Below are 19,481 nucleotides of genomic sequence, written 5' to 3'. Positions count from 1 at the left end.
GCAGGGGTGTGCGAGAGGGGGCGTGCGGGGACGGAACGCGCGCCGGGGGCGTGCGGATCCTGGGCGTGCGCGCTCTTGTCCGCCGGTGGAAACGCGTCACCCTCGTTCCCGTGGTCGGCGTTCCGTCGCCGGGCAGGGGTGTCGCCCGCGAGGAGAGGCCGTTCGGAGGTGTTCCGGGAGCCCGCGCGGCCCTCCCGTGAAGGGGAGCCGGAGGCACGCCGAGGGTGACGCGTCGTGCTTGCATGATGACGAATCGTAAACCCCGTACCGATCTTCACCCTCCACGCGTGCCTCTGACGGGTCATCCCTCGAACTCCTCGGCGAATCGAGCGTTCGATTTCAGTCGGGCGTGTCCGGCCCCGGTGTTCCACCCCTCCCGCCCTCCCGGCCGGAAAACTGTAAGGAGCCAGCTCCTTCTCCGCCCCTATACTCGCTCCATGTCCGACATCACCGTCCGGCGCGCCACCGCCGACGACTCACGGCGTCTCACCCGGCTGGTACGGGGCTCCCGGGCCTATCGGGGGGACTACGCCGCCATGGTCGAGGGGTACCGGGTCGGCGGTTCGTACATCGAGCACCACGCCGTCTTCGTCGCCGCCGACGGGGGCGGAGAGGGGCGCGTCCTCGGGTTCTACGCGCTGCTGGTCGACGAGGCCGAACTGGACCTCGCGTTCGTCGCCGACGAGGCCCAGGGGCTCGGCATCGGGCGCCTCCTCATGGAGCACATGACCGCACGGGCCAGGGCCGCCGGACTCGGCTCCGTGAAGGTCGTCGCGCACCCGCCCGCCGAGGAGTTCTACCTGCGCACCGGCGCCGTCCGCACCGGCACCGTCCCGCCCTCCGGCCGCGTCCACTGGGAGCGTCCCGAACTGCGGTACGACGTCGCGTGACCGCCACCGACGAACGCGAGCGCGAGCGGGGACGGCGGCGGGTCCTCGCCGACCTCACCCCGCTGCGCACCTCCGCGCACTTCCGCCGCCTCTGGTTCGGGAACACCGTCTCCTGGGTCGGGCAGGGCATGACCGCCCTCGCCGTCTCCCTCCAGGTGTACGACCTCACCCGCTCGCCCTTCTCCGTCGGGCTCGTCGGGCTGTTCTCCCTCGTCCCGCTCGTCGTCTTCGGCCTGTACGGCGGCGCCGTCGCCGACACCGTCGACCGCCGCAGGCTCGGCCTCGTGGCCGCCGCGGGCTCCGCCGCGCTCTCCGTGTCCCTGGCCGCCGCCGCGTTCGCCGGCTTCCACCGGGTCGGGTTCCTGTACGGGGTCGTCGCCCTCCAGGCCGTGTGCGCCGCGCTCAACGCGCCCGCCCGCAACGCGATGATCCCCCGGCTCCTGCCGCCCGAACAGCTGCCCGCCGCCAACGCGCTGAACTCGATGGTCACCACCTTCGGCACCCTCGTCGGCCCCAGCCTCGGCGGGCTGATCGTCGGATTCTCCGGCTACCAGACCGCCTACCTGGTCGACGCCGTCGCCTTCACCGCGAGCCTGTACGCGATGTGGCGGCTGCCGCCGATGCTCCCGGACCGCCGGAAGGGCCGGCGCGCCTCGGTCCTCGACGGGCTGCGCTTCCTCGCCACCCGCCCCAACCTGCGCATGACGTTCTTCTCGGACTTCTGCGCGATGATCCTCGCCCACCCCCGCGCCCTGTTCCCGGCCGTCGCCGTGCTCTGGTACGGGGGCGACGCGAAGACCACCGGACTCCTCGTCGCCGCACCCGCGTGCGGGGCGCTCCTCGGCGGGGTCCTGTCCGGCTGGCAGGGCCGCGTCCGGCACCACGGGCGGGCGATCCTGCTCGCGGTCGCCTGCTGGGGCACCGCCATCGCCGTCTTCGGGCTGACCCGGAACCTCTGGCTCGGGCTGCTGTTCCTGGCCCTCGCCGGATACTCCGACACCGTCTCGATGATCTTCCGGAACACGATGATGCAGGTCGCGGCCCCGGACGAGATGCGCGGCCGGCTCCAGGGCGTCTTCATCGCGGTCGTCGCGGGAGGGCCCCGCCTCGGGGACTTCCTCGCGGGGTCGGTGGCGGACCTGACCTCCCCGGCCGTCGCCGTCACCGGCGGCGGGATCGCCTGTGTCGTCGCCGTCGGACTGCTCGCCCTGTACGGGCGCGGATTCCGCCGCTACGACGCCCTCGCCCCGACGCCGTGACCGGCCGCCGGGCCCGCTCCCGGCGTCCCGTCGGCCGGCCGTGCGCTCAACCGGCCGGCGGCAGCGCCTTCTTCAGGACCTTGCCCAGGTCGTTGCGGGGGAGGGCGTCCAGGTAGCGCACCGTCCGGGGCCGTTTGTGCGGGGCGAGGAGCCCGGCCACGTGGTCCGCCAGCTCCGCCCCGCCCGGCGGCCGCGCCGCGTCGGCGGGCACCACCCAGGCCACGATCCGCTCGCCCAGGTCCGGGTCGGGCTCGCCGGTGACGGCCGCCTCCCGCACCCCCGGGTGGTCGAGGAGCGCGTTCTCGATCTCGCCCGCTCCGATCTTGTGACCGCCGCTCTTGATCAGGTCGGTCGCCTTCCGGCCCACCAGGCGGACCGTCCCGTCGGACTCCCGCACGGCCATGTCGCCGGTGCGGAACCAGTCGCCGTCGAAGGCCGCCGCCGTCGCCTCCGGCCGGTTCAGGTAGCCGGAGAAGAGGTTCGGGCCGCGCACCTGCACCTCGCCCACCGTCTCCCCGTCGTACGCGCCGAGCACCGAACCGTCCTCGTCCACGAGGCGCAGGTCCACACCGGGCAGCGGGGTCCCGACCGTCCCCGGCCGGGGCCTCCCGCCCGGCCGGACGCTGGTGTTCATGAGCGTCTCGGTCATCCCGTACCGCTCCACGACCGTCCGCCCCGTCGCCGCGGCGATCCGCTCGTGGTCGTGGACCGGGAGCGCCGCCGAGCCCGACACGAGGAGCCGCGCCCCGGCGAGCGCCCGGACCAGTGCCCCGTCGCCGGAGAGCGCGTCCGCGAGCCGGTGGTACATGGTCGGCACGCCGAACAGCATCGTGCCCCCGGCCTCCAGCCCCCGTGCCACGCCCTCCACCGAGAACGCGCCCAGGTGCCGGACCTCACCGCCCCGCCGCAGCGGGCCCAGGACGCCGAGGACGAGTCCGTGGACGTGGAACAGCGGCAGCGCGTGCACCAGGACGTCGTCGGCCGTCCACGCCCAGGCCCCGGCCAGCGCGTCGAGGGAGGCGGCGACCGCCCGGCGGGAGAGCAGGACCCCCTTCGGCGGGCCCGTGGTGCCGGAGGTGTAGACGATCAGGGCCGGGGACTCGGGGTCGATCCCGCCGTCACCGGGTACGGACGCCTCCGGGGCCGGGACGATGGATCCCCCCTCCGTCTCCACGTCGAGCCGGGGCAGCCCCGCGAGCGCCGCCGGCGGCTCGTCCTCCGCGCCCGCGAGGAGCAGGGCGGGCTCGCTGTCCGCGAGGATGTGCGCCAGCTCCCGCTCCCCGACGCGCGGGTTGAGCGGTACGACGGGCACGCCCGCGAGCAGCGCCGCCACCACCGCCACCGCCGTCCGCGCGGTCGGCGTGGCCCAGACGGCGACCCGCCGGGCCCCCGCGATCCGGGCGGCCAGGGAGGCGGCGGTCCGGGCCAGCTCCCCGTACGTCAGCGTCCCGGCCGTCGCGGGGGCCGCGCCGAAGCGCAGCGCGGGCCGGGCGGAACCGTCTCTCAGGGCGGGGAAGAACGCACTCACCGGCGGTACTCCTCGGGTCGCGGTCGGGGTCGGGGCTGCCGGGAGGCATTCTGCCGGGACCGGAACCGGGCCCGGGGCGGGGGGCGGGACCGGGAACGGGAGCGGAAGGGGACGGGCATCCGCACGGGCTGCTCAGGGCCAGGTCACCACGGTCGGCGGGGTCCCGTCGTCCTCGGTCCGCAGCCGTACGCCCCCGTCCCCGGCCGTCACCTCGACGGTGATCGCGCCGGTCCCGGACCGCCGGTGCGCCGCCGCGAGCGCGCCGCGCAGGGCGGCGAGGAGCTTCCCGGCGGTCTCGTCGTCCACGAGGGCGTCCACCGCGCCGGAGAAGCGCACGGACGGCTGGAAACCGAGCAGGGCCGCGGCCCCGCCGGTCTCGCGGAGCACCCGCCCCCGGAAGGTCGTCGGAGCGTCCGCCGGCGGCTGCTGGAGCGCGAAGATGGCCGTACGGACCTCCCGGATCGTGGAGTCCAGCTCGTCCACCGCCCGGCTCAGCAACGCGTCCTCCTCGGAGGAGCCCGCCGCCCGCCGCCGGGTCGACTCCAGCATCATCTCCGTGGCGAACAGCCGCTGGACGACCAGGTCGTGCAGGTCCCGGGCGATCCGGTCCCGGTCCTCGTACACCGCGAGGCGCTCCCGGTCGTGCCGCGCGTCCGCGAGGACGAGCGCGAGCGCCGCCTGCGAGGCGAACTGCGAGGCGAGGAGCCGGTCCGCCGCCGAGTACGGCGGATCGCCGCGCCGCCGGGGGAGGGCGAGGGTGCCGATGAGCTCCCCGCCGCTCCGCAGCGGCAGCATCATCGACGGGCCGAACCGGGACCGGACGGGGGTGGTCATCCGCGGGTCGGTCGCCGAGTCCTCGACGAAGACGGGTTCGCCGCCGAGCAACTGGACGAGGACGGGGGAGCCGGGTTCGATCGTCGTGCCGATCAGGTCGCCCGGGTCGTCCGGGGTCGAGGCGGCGACGATCTCCATCCCGCCCTCCGGGGTGGGCTGGAGCACGACCCCGGCCGAGGCGCCGGCCAGGACGCGGGCCTGCTCGGCGACGGTGGTCAGGGCGTTCTCGGCGGACGCGCCGGTGAGCAGGGCCGTGGTCACCGCGGCCGCGCCCTCGATCCAGCGCTCCCGCTGCCGGGCCGTCTCGTACAGACGGGCGTTGCCGATGGCGATCCCGGCCTGTGACGCGAGGACCCGGAGCAGGGCCCGGTCCTCCTCGGTGAAGCGGCCCGCGTGCTTCTCGACGAGGTACAGGTGGCCGAAGACCTGCGAGTGGACCCGGATCGGAATGCTCAGGGAGGCGCCCCCCTCCGGGGTCCGGTCGGGTCCGGAGAGCCCGGCGGGTCCGTCGGGTCCGGAAGGGAGGCGGTCGACGCGGCGCCGTTCCTCCTCCGTCATGCCGGTGGTGAAGAGTTCGGCGAGCCGGTGGCGTTCGGGGTCGAGGACCACGAGCGCCCCCCGGCGGGCGCCGGTCAGCCCGGTGGCGGCGTCGACGATGTGCTGGAGCGTGGCGCCCAGTTCGAGGTCCGTGCCGATGCCGAGGACCGCTTCGAGCAGCATGGGCAGACGGGGCGGACGGAGCGCGTCCTCGTCCGGGCCCGCGGGGGGACCCTCGCCCCGGCCCTCATCCATGAGCGTCATGGCCTCATTGTCGTACGCGTCGGTCGCTTCCGGCGGCTCGTGTACACCCGTACCGGTGGACGCCCGTACCGGTGGACGCCCGGGGCGGCGGGCGTCCGGGGCGGTGGACGTCCGTACCGGTGGCCACCCGTGCCGGTGGACGTCCCCGGGCCGTGCGCGCCCGGGGGCTCACTCCGCGTCGGCGGTGGCCTCGTCGAAGTCGAAGGTGTCCCGGACCACCAGCGGGTCCAGGACCATCGGCTGGACCTTGCCCTCCAGCATGGCGCCCAGTCCCAGGACCGCGCACACGTCGGGCTGCTCGGCGATCCGCACCGGCATCCCGGTCGCCTCGTGCACCATCTGGTTGAGCCCCGGCAGCAGGGCGGAGCCGCCGACCATCGTGATCCCGCAGTCCGCGAGGTCCGCCACCAGGTCCGGCGGGCAGTCCCGCAGCACCTTGCCGATGGCGTCGAGGACCGCCGTCAGCGGGGCGTGGAGGGCCTCCCGCACGGCGGCGGTCTCCACCGTCACCGAACGGGCCAGGCCGGTGGCGACGTCCCGGCCGTGGATCTCGGTACGGCTGGGGCCGTCGTCCGTCAGGCCGTTGCCGCTCAGGGCCAGCTGCAGCGGGCGCACCGACTGGCTCGGCAGCATCAGCTCGTGGTGGTGGCGCAGGTGCTGGACGACGGCGCGGTCGATGGCGTCACCGCCGATCGGGATGCGCTCCGCCGTGACGATCGAGCCCAGCGAGAGCACCGCGATCTGGGTGGTCGCCGCCCCGCAGACCATGATCATGGTCGCGGTCGGCTGCTCGACGGGCAGCCCGCAGCCCACGGCCGCCGCGATCAGGGTGTCCACCAGCTCGACCCGGCGCGCCCCCAGACCGACCAGGGTCTCCACGGTGGCGCGCTGCGCCAGCGGGTCGCTGTCGTGCGGGGTGGACGCGGCCGCGCGCAGCCGGGGCTTGCGGCGCAGCTGCCGGCGCAGCTTCTCGCCGAGGAGGTGACGGAGCATCCGCTGTGCCATCTCGATGTCGACGACCGTGCCGCCGGAGACCGGGCGCACGACCCGGATGTAGTCGGGGGTGCGGCCGGTCATCTTCTCGGCGAGCGTGCCGACGGCGATCAGCGCGCCGGTACGGGTGTTGACGGCGGCGACGCTCGGCTCGTCGACGACGAGCCCGGCGCCCTTGACGAAGACCCGGGTGCGGGCGGCACCCAGGTCGACGGCGACATGGCAACGACGCAGCTGCTCCAGGCTGACGGTCATGGCGGATCCTCCGGAGTGCGGTGCTGGCACGGGCGGGGTGGTGCACGGTCCTGTTCGCATCGTCCGGCCGGCCGGGCCGCGGCGCGCGCTGGGATGCGCCGCCCGGGGCTCGGGGGCTCCCGGAACCCTGGTGCTCCCGGAGACGGGGAGGTGCCCGGAGGCCGGCCCCTCCGAAGCGGCGCGGGTTTCCGTGGCGTTCCTTCCGGGGACGGCGGGGACGGCGGGGACGTTCGGGGTGTTCCTCCCCGGGACGCCGGGGACGCCGGGGACGCCGGGGACGGCGGGGATGTCCGGGGTGTTCCCCCCCCGGGGCGGCGGGAGTCTCCGGGGTGCTCCTGCCCGGGGCGGCGGAGCGTTCCCGGAGTCGGTCCTCCGGCGGGAGAATGTTCCGGAGGTGATCCTTCCCGAAGCGGGAGAATCGCAACGCACCGCCTCCGACCTGCGGGTTCCTCACAGAATCCTCACCTCCGTGCCTACCTGGCGCCGTGCCGGGCCGCATAGCCTGCGGACTCCATGGACTACTGCCACGCGTGCCGACGGCATCTCAACGGGGCCCTCGCCTGCGCCGGGTGCGGGACTCCCGTCGAGGAACTGCGGCACGGGACCCCCCGCGCTCCCGTCCACCCGGGGACTCCGGCCGCCGAACCCGAGCACGTCTACGAACTGGACCTGGTCGAGCCGCCGCGTCCGGCCGCAGGGGGGCGCCGCGCCGCGCGCCGGCGGTCGAGGTCGCGGGGGCGTGCCGCTCTGGTGGGGGCGACGGGGCTGGTGCTCGCGGCCGGGGCGATGGGCCTGGCCCGGCCGGCCCTGGAGGGGTCGCCGTCCGGCGGTGCCGCCACGGCCGTCGAGGAGCTGGAGGTCACCGAAACCCCGCTGCCGAGCGAGCCCGCCGAGAGCTCCGGGCCACCGGACGGTTCGCGCCCGGCGCCGGTCACGGGCGCGCCGGGTTCCGCGCCCACCCGCTCCCGCCCGGCCGGCGCGAACGCCGGGACGGGACCGGTGGCGGGTACGGCGCCGGCCACCGGCAGCGGCTCGGGCGGCGGTTCGGACAGCCACGGCGCGGACGGCGGCAGCGGCCCGGGCGGCTCCGGAGCCGGACGGGGCTCCGGAACCGGTCCGGGGCGGGGGAGCGAACGCACCCCCACGCGTTCCCCGGCGGACGCCGCCCCGTCCTCTCCGCCCGCCACCGCCCCGCCCGCGACGCCGGGCGACCCGACGCCCTCCCTCACGGGAGCACCCGGCGCGCCCTCGGCCCCGGCCACCGGTCCCGCGCCGAGCGTCCCCCCGGCCTCGACGCCGACGCCCGCACCGACCCCGAGTCCGACGCCGACCTGTACCCGTTTCCTCTGGTGGTGCGTGTAGCCGGAATCTCCGGCCGGACGGGCGCGGAGCGCGCCCCGGTTACGCCGGGCCCTCGCCCAGCATCCGTCTCAGCAGGTCCCGCAGCAGGGTCCGCTCGACATCGGTCAGCTCGCCGAGCGGCTCGCGCGCGAAGTCGAGCGACTCGCGCAACCGGCGGGCGGTGGCCCGGCCCTCGTCCGTGGGGGCGGCCAGCTTGACCCGCCGGTCGTCCGGGGCGGCCCGGCGCTCCACGAGGCCGCGCGCCTCCAGGCGGTCGACTATCCCGGTGACGTTGGACGGCTCGCACTTCAGTTTCTGGGCGATGCGGCGCATCGGCAGCGGTTCGAGGGAGAGCAGGCCGAGGACACGGGCCTGGGCGCCGGTCAGCGAGTGCTCCGCGGCCACCTGCTCGTACTCCTCGTGGTAACGCGCCACGACCGTGCCGATCAGCTCGACGACTTCGAGGGTGAGGGGGTCCGTGCGTGAGGTGGCCATGGGGACATCCTACCCGGATGCTTGACAACATGAAATATCAAGAGGCATGGTTGTTTCAGGCAGTGAATCTTTTTCGACCTGAAGCTTCCTGGAGGCCGCACCATGACCGATCTTCCCGCTTCCAGCCGTGAGTGGCACCTCGTCGCCCGTCCGCACGGCTGGCCCGCTCCCGCGGACTTCGCCCTGCGCGAGACCCCGGTGACCGAGCCCGCCGAGGGGCGCATCCTCGTGCGCAACCTGCACTTCTCCGTCGATCCGTACATGCGCGGCCGGATGAACGACGTGAAGTCGTACGTCCCGCCCTTCAAGCTCGACCACCCCATGGACGGCGGTGCGGTCGGTGAGGTCGTCGCCTCCAACGCCGAGGGCTTCGCCGTCGGCGACCACGTGCTGCACGGCCTCGGCTGGCGCGAGTACGCCGACGTGCCCGCCCGGCACGCGACCAAGGTCGACCCGGACCTCGCCCCCCTCTCCGCCTACCTCGGCGTGCTCGGCATGACCGGCCTCACCGCCTACGCCGGTCTCTTCGAGGTCGCCTCCTTCAAGGAGGGCGACGCCGTCTTCGTCTCCGGCGCGGCCGGTGCCGTGGGCAGCCAGGTCGGCCAGATGGCCCGCCTCAAGGGCGCCTCCCGGGTCATCGGCTCGGCCGGTTCCGAGGAGAAGGTCAAGTGGCTGGTCGAGGAGCTGGGCTTCGACGCCGCCTTCAACTACAAGGACGGTCCGGTCAAGGACCAGCTCCGCGAGGCCGCCCCGGACGGCATCGACGTGTACTTCGACAACGTCGGCGGGGACCACCTCGAAGCCGCGATCTCCTCGTTCAACGTGCACGGCCGCGCCACCATCTGCGGCATGATCGCCCAGTACAACGACACCGAGCCGACCCCCGGCCCGCGCAACATGGCGCTGATCATCGGCAAGCGCCTGCGCCTCCAGGGCATGCTGGTCGGCGACCACTACGACCTCCAGGAGCAGTTCGTCCAGGAGGTCGGCGGCTGGCTCGCCGCCGGTGAGCTGAAGCACCGCGAGACCTTCGTCGAGGGCATCGAGAAGGGCGTGGACGCCTTCCTCGGACTGCTGCGCGGCGACAACACCGGAAAGATGATCGTCTCGGTGTGACCGGCGCGACCCGCTAGGCTTCCCCCAGCCGTCGCGATCGTGGGCGCGAGTCGCGGCGAACCGCAGAAGGAAGTACCCGGCATGTCCATCCAGCAGTCAGACGTCCTCTACACCGCGATCGCCACCGCCGAGAACGGCCGTGACGGACGCGTCGCCACCGATGACGGCAAGCTCGACGTCGTCGTCAACCCGCCCAAGGCCATGGGCGGGTCCGGCGAGGGAACCAACCCGGAACAGCTCTTCGCGGCCGGCTACAGCGCCTGCTTCCAGGGTGCTCTCGGAGTGGTCGCCCGCAACGAGAACGTCGACGTCTCCGGCTCGACGGTCACCGCCGAGGTCGGCATCGGCAAGAACGACGACGGCTTCGGCATCATCGTCAGGATCTCGGCCACCCTCCCGAACGTGGACGCCGAGACCGCCAAGAGCCTGATCGAGAAGGCCCACCAGGTCTGCCCGTACTCCAAGGCGACCCGGGGCAACATCACGGTCGAACTCGCCGTCTGATCCCGGACGCGCGACGGCACACGAGGGCCGCACCCCGACCGGGGTGCGGCCTCCGCCGTCCCCGCCGTCCCAGGCCTCCGCCGTGCCCGTCCCCGTCCCTGGCCTCCGCCCCGTCTTTGGTCTCCGCCTTCCCGGTCGCGCGCACGGGCAGGGCCGGGCCGGGGTGGGCCGATAGGGTGAACCCATGCGTGATCTCGGGGTGGGTTTCGGGTACCTGGTACAGGGCCAGAAGTGGGTCGGCAAGCACGGACGGTGGTTCGGGTTCGGGCTGTTGCCCGGACTCGTGACCCTCGTCCTCTACGCCGGCGCGCTCGTCGGGCTCGGCTACGGAGCCGACGACCTGGCCGCCTGGGCGACCCCGTTCGCCGACGACTGGTCCTCCCCCTGGATCGATGTCCTCCGGGGCACCCTGACGGGGCTGGTCTTCGTCTTCGGGCTCTTCCTCGCCGTCATCACCTTCACCGCCGTCACCCTCCTCGTCGGCCAGCCCTTCTACGAATCGCTCTCCGAGGAGGTCGACCGCAGCGAAGGCGGCGAGGTGCCCGAGTCCGGGCTCCCGCTCTGGCGCGAACTGTGGATCTCGGCCCGGGACAGCCTGCGGATCCTGGTGCGGGTCGCGTTCTACGGAATCCTGCTCTTCGCCTGCGGATTCATCCCCGTGGCCGGCCAGACCGTCGTCCCCGTCATCGGCTTCTGCGTCTCCGGCTTCTTCCTCGCCGAGGAGCTGACCTCCGTCGCGCTCCAGCGCCGCGGTGTCGAATTCAAGGAGCGGCTGGGGCTGCTGCGCGGCCGCCGGACGGCCGCGCTCGGCTTCGGCGTCCCCCTGACCCTCGCCTTCCTCGTGCCCTTCGTCGCCGTCCTCCTGATGCCCGGAGCCGTCGCCGGTGCCACCCTGATGGCCCGTGACCTGAGGGGGGAGATCCCGGCAGGGGAGCGGGACGGCGAGGACGGGAGGGAGAGCGGCCGCGAAGCCGGCCACCCGGTCCCGGGCCAGGGGTGACCGGACGGTCGCCACGACCGCCGAGGCCGTGAGCGCCGATGCCCCGACCGTCGATGCCAGGAGCGTGGACGACGGCGGGTCCGGGCGCGTCCACGGCGCCGTCTGCCGCTACCGACCGGGGCCCCTCCCCCGAGTCACCCCGGGGCGCCGTACGGCCGCGCCCGGCCCCCTCAGTCCTCGCGGAAGGCCCCGAGGACCGGGTGCAGTTCGGGCCGGGCGTCCCACCACTCCCGGTGGAAGGCGTTGGTGCCGACGCCCGCCAGGTACGCCTCCGCCGCCGCCCGGTACAGCAGCTCCGCGTGCCGGGCGGGCACCGCCGCCCGGTTCCACGCGAGCCGGATCCGTCCGCTGACCGGATCGCCCTCCAGCGGCCGCAGTACCGTCCCCTCGGCCGGCGGCGCCGTCGGCTGGCTCAGCGAGACCGCCCGGCCCGCCGCGATCAGGTCGTAGTGCATCTTGCGGTCGGCCACCCGGTGCCGCAGCAGGGGGGCGAACCCGGCCCGCGCGCAGGCCGCGGCCAGCGCCTCCGGACCGCCGTCGTCGTCCTCCACCAGCGTCATCCAGGACTCGCCCGCCAGCTCGGCGAGCGAGATCCGCTCCTTGCCGGCCAGCCGGTGACCGGCCGAGAGCCGCACGCAGAACGGCTCCCTGGGGACCAGCGTCCGGGCCGTGACGCCCTCCGGCAGCGCCACCTCGTGGTCGTTGACCTCCCCGTACAGCACGGCGTCGTACCGGCCCGCGCCCAGCTGCCGGGTCAGCGTGGTCGCCGAGTGCTCCACGGTCACCGCGATCTCCCGCCCCGCCAGGACCTCTTCGAGCCGTTCCATCAGCCGGTCCACCAGGACGAGCAGGATGCAGCCGAGCCGCAGCGGGGCGTCCGGCGCGACGGCCCGCGCCCCGGCCGCGAGCGCGTCCATCTCGCCGAGCACCAGACGCGCCTTGGCCAGGACGAACTCGCCCAGCGGCGTGGGCTCCACCCCGGTGTGCCCGCGCAGGAACAACGCACCGCCCGCCACCCGCTCGATCCGCCGCAGCTGCGCCGAGAGCGCCGGCTGCGAGACCCCGAGCCGCACCGCCGCACGCCCCAGGCTGCCCGCTTCCGCTATCCGGCAGACGGCTTCGAGATGCCTCAACTCCAGCTGCATTCCGGCAGCGTACGCAGCGCCGCACGGGCGCACCATAACCCGCGTCTTATGCCGTGTGGGATGTCCCGGGCCGGTCGCGCACGCCCCCATACTCGGCGCGACGATCCGTCTCCCCCACCTCCGAACGGAGCAGGCGTGCATCCCTCAAGACTCACGGCGGCCGTGGCCGCGCTGGCGCTCTCGGCGAGCCTCGCGACCGCCCTCGCCGGGACCGCCGGCGCGGCCACGCAGGCCCTGCCCGCACCGCCCGGCCAGGGCCGGTCCCTCGCCCTGGCCGCCGCCGACAACGCGGCGTCCGGCGGTCTGGACGAACTGCGGCACGGCGCCGACGAAGACCTCGTCCGCACCTCCGTCACCCCCTGGGCGAACGGCCTGTACTACGCCGCCTACGAGCGCACCTACAAGGGCCTCCCGGTCGCCGGCGGCGGCGACGCGGTCGTCCTCACCGACTCCACGGGCGCGGTCCGCGAGATCACCGGCGACAGGGTCCCCGCGATCTCCCTCGCCACCACCACGGCCCGGGTCCCCGCCGCCGCGGCCCTCGCCACCGCCCGGAAGCAGCTCGCCTCCGTCGAGTCCGCCGGCGCCCCCGAACTCACCGTGCTCCTCAAGGACGGCAAGGCCGTCCTGACCTGGCACACCCTGGTCGTCGGCCGGACCGCGAAGGGCGCGCCCAGCTCCCTCGACACGTACGTCGACGCCCGCACCGGGGCCGTCGCGCGGTCCACCGAGAAGATCCTGCACGCCGAAGGACGCGGCTACCACAACGGCAACGTCACCATCGACACCGCCGCCGGCTCCATGACCGACACCACCCGCGGCTCCTTCAAGTGCGGCGGCCAGGGCGGCAGCGCCTACACCGGCACCCCGCCGTGGGGCAACAACGGCGCCAACGACCTGGTGACCGCCTGCGTCGACATCATGTACGCGGCGCAGAAGGAACACTCCATGCTCAAGGAGTGGTTCGGCTACAACGGCCAGAACGGACAGGGCGGCATGGTGCCGGCCCGCGCCGGGCTGAGCGAGGTCAACGCGTACTACGACGGCACGAAGACCACCTACGGCCGCAACCAGAACGGCACCAACCAGCTCACCGGCATCGACGTCGTGGCCCACGAGTACGGCCACGAGATATTCGACCGGACCCCGGGAAGCGCCGGCTCCTCCAACGAGAACGGCGGCCTCAACGAGTCCACCGGCGACATCTTCGGCGCGCTCACCGAGCACTACGCCGACAACCCGAACGACACCCCGGACTACACGGTCGGCGAGAAGCTGAACTTCACCGGCAACAACAAGCCGATCCGGTACATGTACAACCCCTCCCTGAACAACAACGACCCCAACTGCTACCCCCAGCTCTCCTCCGGGACCGAGGTGCACGCGGCGGCCGGCCCGCAGAACCACTGGTTCTACCTGCTCGCCGAGGGCTCCAACCCGGGCGGCGGCAAGCCCAGCAGCCCCATATGTTCCGGCGGCCCCTCCTCGGTGACCGGCATCGGCGTCCAGAAGGCCGGCAAGATCTTCATGGGCGCCCTGCTCCTGAAGACCTCGTCCTGGAACCACCTCGCCGCCCGCAGGGCGACCCTGACCAGTGCCAAGAACACCTACGGCAGCGCCGAGTGCAACGCCGTGAAGGCCGCCTGGAACGCGATCGGCGTCCCCGCCCAGTCCGGTGAGACCGACTGCGGCGGCACCACCAACCCCGACTTCACGCTCTCCCTCGACCCGTCCTCGGGCTCGGTCCAGCCGGGCGGCGCCGTCAGCTCCACGGTCGGCACGAGCACGACCGGGGGCACCGCGCAGACCGTCCAGCTCTCCGCGAGCGGCGCCCCGAGCGGCGTCACCGTCTCCTTCAGCCCCTCCTCGGTCACCTCCGGCGAGTCCGCCAAGATGTCCGTGGAGGTCGCGGCGGGCACGCCCAACGGCACGTACCCGATCACCGTCACCGGCACGGGTTCCACCACGCACACCGTCACCTACCGGCTGACGGTCGGCACGACGACCCCGCCCACCGGCTGCGACGGCGCCCAGCGCACGTACCGGGGCAGCCTGGCCTCGGGGCAGACCGCCGTCCAGCCCGACGGTTCGTACTACTACGCGGCGACCGCGGGCACCCACACGGGCTGCCTGCGCGGACCGGCCGGCCAGGACTACGACCTGTACCTGCAGAAGTGGAACGGATACGGCTGGACCGACGTGGCGGTCGGCGGCACGGAGACCGCCGACGAGGACACCAGCTACTACGGCACCGCGGGCTACTACCGGTACGTGGTCCACGCCTACAGCGGCTCCGGCGCGTACACGCTGGGCCTGAGCGCCCCGTAGCGGGCCGGGGTCCCGCCCCACGGGGACCCGCGCCGGGCGGCCGACCCGACGGCCGCCCGGCGTCCGCGCGCCCGGTCCCGCGCCGGGGGATCAGCCGACCTCGGCGAGGACGAACCCCGGCCGGTCCGGTCCCGCGTCCGCGAGCCGTTCCCCGTCCGGCCCCCAGACCCCGGCGCGGCCCAGCCCCACCCCGTCCTCGTTGGACCCCAGGACGTTGCCGACCACCACGTACAGGCCGAACTCCCGGGCCCGTACCGGGTAGACCTCGGTGAACGAGTCGTTGCCGGCGGTCAGCACCGAACTCGCCAGGTACACCGCGCAGCCGTCGGCGGCGGCCCGCCCGGCGACTTCGGGGAAACGGTTGTCGTAGCAGGTGGCCGTCGCGAACCGGACCCCGTCGAGCGCGAACCGCCCGTCCGCCGTCCCCGGCGCGAAGACCTCCCGTTCGATCCCGTACAGGTGCCGCTTGTCGTAGCGGGCGAGGAGGCCGCCGTCCGGGCCGATCACCAGCGTGGTGACGCCGGGCCGCCCGTCCGCCGTCCGCACCGGCCCGTTGGCCACGGCCGCCGCCGACACCGCCCGGCACGCCTCCCGCACGGGCGCGAGCCGGGGGTCGTCCTCGGTGAGGACCAGGCCGGGGGAGTCCCGTACCAGGGTGGGCTCGTACCCGCCGAGGCAGAGTTCGGCGAAGACGACGACACGGGCCCCCGCCTCCCCGGCCGCCCGGACCAGGCCGGCGACGGTCCGCGCGTTGGCGTCGATGTCCCCGGCGACCGGGGCGAACTGGGTGGCTGCGACGATCATGGACCCCATCATCCCGCCCGGCGGGCCGCACGGGCCACGGGGTTACGAGGGGGCCCCGCCGCCGTGCAGCAGCCGTACGAAGTCCCGGAAGGCGCCCGGCATGTCGACCGCCGACGGGTCCAGGAGCCACTGGTACTGGAGGCCGTCCATCACGGCGGTGAGCAGCGGCGCCGCGCGCTCGGGGGTCAGACCGTCGGGCAGCCGGTCGCCGAACTCCAGGCGCAGCACCTCCGCCATGTGCGCCCGCACCTGGGCGTACCGCCCGGTGAAGAACTCCCGCGCCGGATGCCCGTCGGTGACGCTCTCGCCGAGCAGCGCGGAGAAGGTCTGCACGATCCCGGGGCGCACGGCGTTGTACTCCACGAGGGCGTCGAGCAGGTCGAGCCGCCAGCCCTCGCGGCCGGGTCCGCCGCTCGTGTCCCAGCGGTCCCGCTCCTCCAGGACCGCGACGAGCAGGGCCTCCTTCGTCGGGAAGTGGTGCAGGAGGCCCTGCTGGGTCAGCCCGACGCGTTCGGCGACGGAGCCGAGCGAGGCGCCCCGGTAACCGCGCTCGGCGATCACTTCCAGGGCGGCGCGCACGATGTCCGCGCGCCGCTCCTCGCTCCTGGTCCGCGCCATCGCGGGGCCTCCTTCCGCGGGTCCGTCCGGACAGGACCGTACCCCTCCGGCGTCCGCGTCCCCATTGTTGATAACAGAACGGTAACTTCACCTACCTCGCTACAGGTGAAGGGGTGCACGATGGGGCCCCGGTGCGTCGACGAGGAGGTACGGCCGTGACGGAGACCCGTGCGGAGTCCGTGAGGGAGGCGGCCGTCGAGGCGGCGCTCGGCAGGCTCGGCCTGGACGCCAAGGCCCGATTGCTCTCCGGCCGGGACATGTGGTCCCTGCCCGCCCTGCCGGAGATCGGCCTGGCCTCCCTGGTCATGTCGGACGGACCGGTCGGCGTGCGGGGCGTCCGCTGGACCGCCGACGACCCCTCCGTGGCCCTGCCCTCCCCGACCGCGCTGGCCGCCGCCTGGGACCCCGCGCTCGCCCGCCGGGCCGGCCGGCTCCTCGCCCAGGAGGCCCGCCGCAAGGGCGTCCACGTCCTCCTCGCCCCCACCGTCAACCTGCACCGCAGCCCCCTCGGCGGACGCCACTTCGAGGCGTACAGCGAGGACCCCCTCCTCACCGGCGCCATCGGCACCGGCTACGTCCTGGGCGTCCAGGACGGCGGCGTCGGCACCACCGTCAAGCACTTCGTCGCCAACGACGCCGAGACCGACCGCTTCACCGTGGACAACCGGGTCGGCCCGCGCCCGCTCCGCGAGCTCTACCTCGCCCCCTTCGAGGCCATCGTCGCGAACGCCCGTCCCTGGGGCGTCATGACCGCCTACAACCGGGTCAACGGCGTGACCATGACCGAGCACCACCGGCTGGTGAACGAGGTCCTGCGCGGCGAGTGGGGCTTCGACGGCCTCAACGTCTCCGACTGGATGGCCGCCCGCTCCACCGCCGCCTGCCTGCGGGGCGGCCTCGACGTCGCCATGCCCGGCCCGGTCACCGTCTACGGCGAGGCCCTGGCCGCCGCCGTCCGCGCCGGCGAGGTCGAGGAGTCCGCCGTCGACGCCGCCGTGCGCAACGTCCTGCGCCTCGCCGCCCGCGTCGGCGCCCTCGAAGGCGCCCCGCCCGCCGTGACCACGCCCCCCGCCCCGGTCGACGGCGACGCCCTCGCCCGCGAGATCGCCCACCGCGGCGCCGTCCTCGTGCGGAACGAGAACGGCGCCCTGCCCCTCGCCGCCGGGACCACCGTCGCCCTCTCCGGCGCGGCCGCCCGCGACGCCCGCGTCCTCGGCGGCGGCTCCGCCCAGGTCTTCCCCGACCACGTGGTCTCCCCGCTCGACGGACTCGCCGCCGCCCTCCCCGAGGGGGCCCTGACCTACGCGGTCGGCGCCGACCCCAGTGACGAACCCGCCCCCGCCGGGCAGGGCTTCACCCTCCGCGCCCGCTGCCGGGACGCCGCCGGGAACGTGTTGGGCGAGAGCGCCCTGCCGCACGGGCAGGTCCAGTGGATCGGCGGCGACCTGCCCGACGGCGTCACCCACGAGGCCCTGGCCTCCGTCGAGATCACCGGCACCTTCACCCCGCGCGAGACCGGCGAGCACGCCTTCGGCACCCGGGGGCTCGGCGCCTTCACCCTCACCGTCGCCGGCGAGACCGTCTTCGACGGCGTCCAGGCCATGGGCGACGAGACCGACCCCTTCGAGGCGTTCTTCGGCTCCCCGGTCGAGCGCGGCCGGGTCGCGCTCACCGCGGGCGAGACCGTCGGGGTCTCCCTGCGCCACACCCCCGACAAGGAGTTCGCGGCCCCGCTGCCGGCCGTCGCGTTCTCCCTCGTCCACCTCGGTCCGCGCCGTGACCCGGACGAACTGATCGCCGAAGCCGTCGGGGCCGCCCGTGCCGCCGACACCGCCGTCGTGGTCGTCGCCACCACCGAACGCGTCGAGTCCGAGGGCTTCGACCGCAAGGACCTCGCCCTCCCGGGCCGTCAGGACGACCTCGTCCGGGCCGTCGCCGCCGCCAACCCGAACACCGTGGTCGTCGTCAACGCCGGCTCCCCGGTCGAAATGCCCTGGCGCGAGGACGTGGCGGCGATCCTGCTGAGCTGGTTCCCCGGCCAGGAGGGCGGCGCCGCCCTCGCGGACGTCCTCACCGGCGCCGAAGAGCCCGGCGGCCGCCTCCCCACCACCTGGCCCGCCGCCCTCGCCGACGCCCCCGTCACCACGACCACCCCCACCGACGGCGCGCTCGACTACGGCGAGGGCGTCTTCATCGGCTACCGCGCCTGGGACCGGACCGGCGCCGTCCCCGCGTACCCCTTCGGCCACGGCCTCGGCTACACCGACTGGTCGTACGACTCCCTGGTCGCGGGCCCCGGCACCGCCACCGTCCGGCTCACCAACACCGGCGGCCGGCCCGGCCGCGAGACCGTCCAGATCTACCTGGCGCCGCGCCACGACACCGCCGCCCGCCCCCGCCGCTGGCTCGCCGGCTTCGCGAGCGTCACGGCGGCCCCCGGCGAGACCGTGGAGACCACGATCACGCTGCCCCGCCGCGCCTTCGAGGTCTGGGACGAGGAGAAGCACGACTGGATCCCCGTCCCCGGGGCATACGAAGTGGGAGCGGCGCGCTCCCTCGCCGACGTGCGTCTGACCGCCACCCTGGAGATCTGACCCCGGCGGGGCCCCGGACGGGCCCCGGAGCGGAACCTGACACCCGCTCCGGGGCCCCCTCAGCGCTCCGTGATCCGCCGGTACGCCAGCTCCGCGAGCCGCGCCTGGCCGTCCCGGCTCGGATGGAACCGGTCCCAGGGGCTCAGCTGCCCGGCGCCGAAGCGGAAGCCGTGCACCGCCCCGCCGTCGTACCGGCAGCGCTCGTCCCCGGCGCACACCTCCGCCAGGGCCCCGTTGTACGCCACCACCCGCTCCGACACCGTCGCGCGACGCCGTTCCGCCGCGGGCCCCAGGTCCGCCGCGTCCGCCAGCATCGAGCCGCAGACCCCCAGCTCCCAGATCCGCAGCCCGGCCGCGTCGAGCCGGCCCGTCGCCCACAGCCGCTTCAGGTCCGGCACGCTCGCCACGTACACCTGGGCCTTCGGCGCCCCCGCCCGCAGCCGGGCGAGCGCCGAGGCGAAGGAGGCGCGGAAGTCCGCGACCGGCGTCATCAGGTCCGGCGTGGGCCGGCAGGCGTCGTTGGCACCCATCAGCACGGTCACCAGCTCCGGCTTCCGGGCCGCCGCGGCGGCCATCTGCTCCGGGAGCTCCGCCATCCGCGCGCCCGTCCGCGCCAGGTTCCAGCTGTGTCCGGCCACCCGCTCCGGGCCCAGGAGGCGCAGCGCCAGGCTGTTGACGCCGGGGTCCGTCCCGGTCGCCCAGGACGCCTCGGGGCAGTCCGCGAGGAGCGAGCAGGCGTCGAAGGCGCGGGTGAGGGAGTCGCCCACGGCCGCGACGGAGGCGGGGGAGGTGTCCCACAGGGACGTGGGCGTGGGGACGGGCGCGGGTGTCGCCGTCCGGCTCGGGGCCGCCCTCTCCGGCGCCCCGGACGAACACCCGGCCGACGCTCCCGCGCACAGCAGCGCCGCCGTCGCGGCGGCGACGGCGGTACGGAAACGGCGTCGCCCGCGCATCCCCGGCCCCTCCTTCGGCGTCC

16 protein-coding genes are annotated in these 19,481 nt (G+C 74.6%); 8 read left to right on the top strand and 8 right to left on the bottom strand.

The features are described 5' to 3' along the window. Positions 1-437 precede the first annotated feature (437 nt). Positions 438-890 (top strand): GNAT family N-acetyltransferase, encoded by a 453-nt coding sequence (locus tag ACFYZY_RS17575; RefSeq protein WP_388694651.1) that lies wholly within the window; start codon positions 438-440, stop codon positions 888-890. Beyond that, complete coding sequence (locus ACFYZY_RS17570; RefSeq protein WP_388694649.1) at positions 887-2,149, top strand: MFS transporter; 1,263 nt, start codon at positions 887-889, stop codon at positions 2,147-2,149. The genes ACFYZY_RS17575 and ACFYZY_RS17570 overlap by 4 nt, the downstream gene beginning before the upstream one ends. Positions 2,150-2,195: 46 nt before the next feature. Here ACFYZY_RS17570 and ACFYZY_RS17565 read toward each other — a convergent pair whose 3' ends face one another. The 3 genes from ACFYZY_RS17565 to ACFYZY_RS17555 form a co-directional block, all read right to left on the bottom strand. Beyond that, entirely contained in the window at positions 2,196-3,677 is a 1,482-nt protein-coding gene (locus ACFYZY_RS17565) for an acyl-CoA synthetase (RefSeq protein ID WP_388694646.1), read from the bottom strand. A gap of 132 nt (positions 3,678-3,809) precedes the next feature. Continuing rightward, a complete protein-coding gene (locus tag ACFYZY_RS17560; RefSeq protein WP_388694644.1) occupies positions 3,810-5,312 on the bottom strand; it encodes a GAF domain-containing protein in 1,503 nt (500 codons plus the stop codon). A gap of 168 nt (positions 5,313-5,480) precedes the next feature. Beyond that, the gene (locus ACFYZY_RS17555) at positions 5,481-6,560 is read right to left on the bottom strand and encodes a rod shape-determining protein (RefSeq protein ID WP_388694642.1); all 1,080 of its coding nucleotides are present in this window, start codon (positions 6,558-6,560) and stop codon (positions 5,481-5,483) included. 513 nt (positions 6,561-7,073) lie between these two features. Between ACFYZY_RS17555 and ACFYZY_RS17550 the strand changes: the two genes are divergently transcribed. Then, positions 7,074-7,922, top strand: coding sequence for a hypothetical protein (locus tag ACFYZY_RS17550; RefSeq protein WP_388694639.1), 849 nt, complete (start codon positions 7,074-7,076; stop codon positions 7,920-7,922). 39 nt (positions 7,923-7,961) lie between these two features. On the opposite strand, the gene ACFYZY_RS17545 is transcribed toward ACFYZY_RS17550, so the two are convergent. Then, positions 7,962-8,396: a MarR family winged helix-turn-helix transcriptional regulator gene (locus ACFYZY_RS17545; RefSeq protein ID WP_388694636.1), complete on the bottom strand. Its 435-nt coding sequence runs from the start codon at positions 8,394-8,396 to the stop codon at positions 7,962-7,964. 102 nt (positions 8,397-8,498) lie between these two features. On the opposite strand from ACFYZY_RS17545, the gene ACFYZY_RS17540 reads away from it, so the two are divergent. The 3 genes from ACFYZY_RS17540 (at position 8,499) to ACFYZY_RS17530 (ending at position 11,016) form a co-directional block, all read left to right on the top strand. Next, entirely contained in the window at positions 8,499-9,512 is a 1,014-nt protein-coding gene (locus tag ACFYZY_RS17540; protein WP_388694634.1) for an NADP-dependent oxidoreductase, read from the top strand. A gap of 81 nt (positions 9,513-9,593) precedes the next feature. Next, on the top strand, positions 9,594-10,016 hold the full coding sequence (locus ACFYZY_RS17535) for an organic hydroperoxide resistance protein (protein WP_388694632.1): 423 nt from the start codon (positions 9,594-9,596) through the stop codon (positions 10,014-10,016). A 184-nt stretch (positions 10,017-10,200) separates the two neighbouring features. Continuing rightward, positions 10,201-11,016: an EI24 domain-containing protein gene (locus ACFYZY_RS17530; protein WP_388694630.1), complete on the top strand. Its 816-nt coding sequence runs from the start codon at positions 10,201-10,203 to the stop codon at positions 11,014-11,016. Between the two features lie 170 nt (positions 11,017-11,186). On the opposite strand, the gene ACFYZY_RS17525 is transcribed toward ACFYZY_RS17530, so the two are convergent. Further along, positions 11,187-12,161, bottom strand: coding sequence for a LysR family transcriptional regulator (locus tag ACFYZY_RS17525; RefSeq protein WP_388694629.1), 975 nt, complete (start codon positions 12,159-12,161; stop codon positions 11,187-11,189). A gap of 135 nt (positions 12,162-12,296) precedes the next feature. Here ACFYZY_RS17525 and ACFYZY_RS17520 point away from each other — a divergent pair, with 135 nt between their 5' ends. Beyond that, complete coding sequence (locus ACFYZY_RS17520; RefSeq protein WP_388694627.1) at positions 12,297-14,489, top strand: M4 family metallopeptidase; 2,193 nt, start codon at positions 12,297-12,299, stop codon at positions 14,487-14,489. A 90-nt stretch (positions 14,490-14,579) separates the two neighbouring features. Here ACFYZY_RS17520 and ACFYZY_RS17515 read toward each other — a convergent pair whose 3' ends face one another. After that, complete coding sequence (locus ACFYZY_RS17515; protein ID WP_388694624.1) at positions 14,580-15,293, bottom strand: carbon-nitrogen hydrolase family protein; 714 nt, start codon at positions 15,291-15,293, stop codon at positions 14,580-14,582. A 42-nt stretch (positions 15,294-15,335) separates the two neighbouring features. Next, positions 15,336-15,911 carry a TetR/AcrR family transcriptional regulator gene (locus ACFYZY_RS17510; protein ID WP_388694622.1) on the bottom strand — a complete coding sequence of 192 codons (576 nt, stop codon included), beginning with the start codon at positions 15,909-15,911 and terminating at the stop codon, positions 15,336-15,338. A 155-nt stretch (positions 15,912-16,066) separates the two neighbouring features. Here ACFYZY_RS17510 and ACFYZY_RS17505 point away from each other — a divergent pair, with 155 nt between their 5' ends. After that, entirely contained in the window at positions 16,067-18,505 is a 2,439-nt protein-coding gene (locus ACFYZY_RS17505) for a glycoside hydrolase family 3 protein (protein ID WP_388694619.1), read from the top strand. A 59-nt stretch (positions 18,506-18,564) separates the two neighbouring features. Here ACFYZY_RS17505 and ACFYZY_RS17500 read toward each other — a convergent pair whose 3' ends face one another. Then, positions 18,565-19,458, bottom strand: a complete 894-nt coding sequence (locus ACFYZY_RS17500; RefSeq protein ID WP_388694616.1) for an SGNH/GDSL hydrolase family protein — start codon at positions 19,456-19,458, stop codon at positions 18,565-18,567. Between the last annotated feature and the right edge of the window lie 23 nt (positions 19,459-19,481).

It is taken from the genome of Streptomyces sp. NPDC001744, assembly GCF_042892575.1.
GTDB lineage: Bacteria > Actinomycetota > Actinomycetes > Streptomycetales > Streptomycetaceae > Streptomyces.
This window is presented reverse-complemented; position numbering and strand designations above follow the sequence as displayed.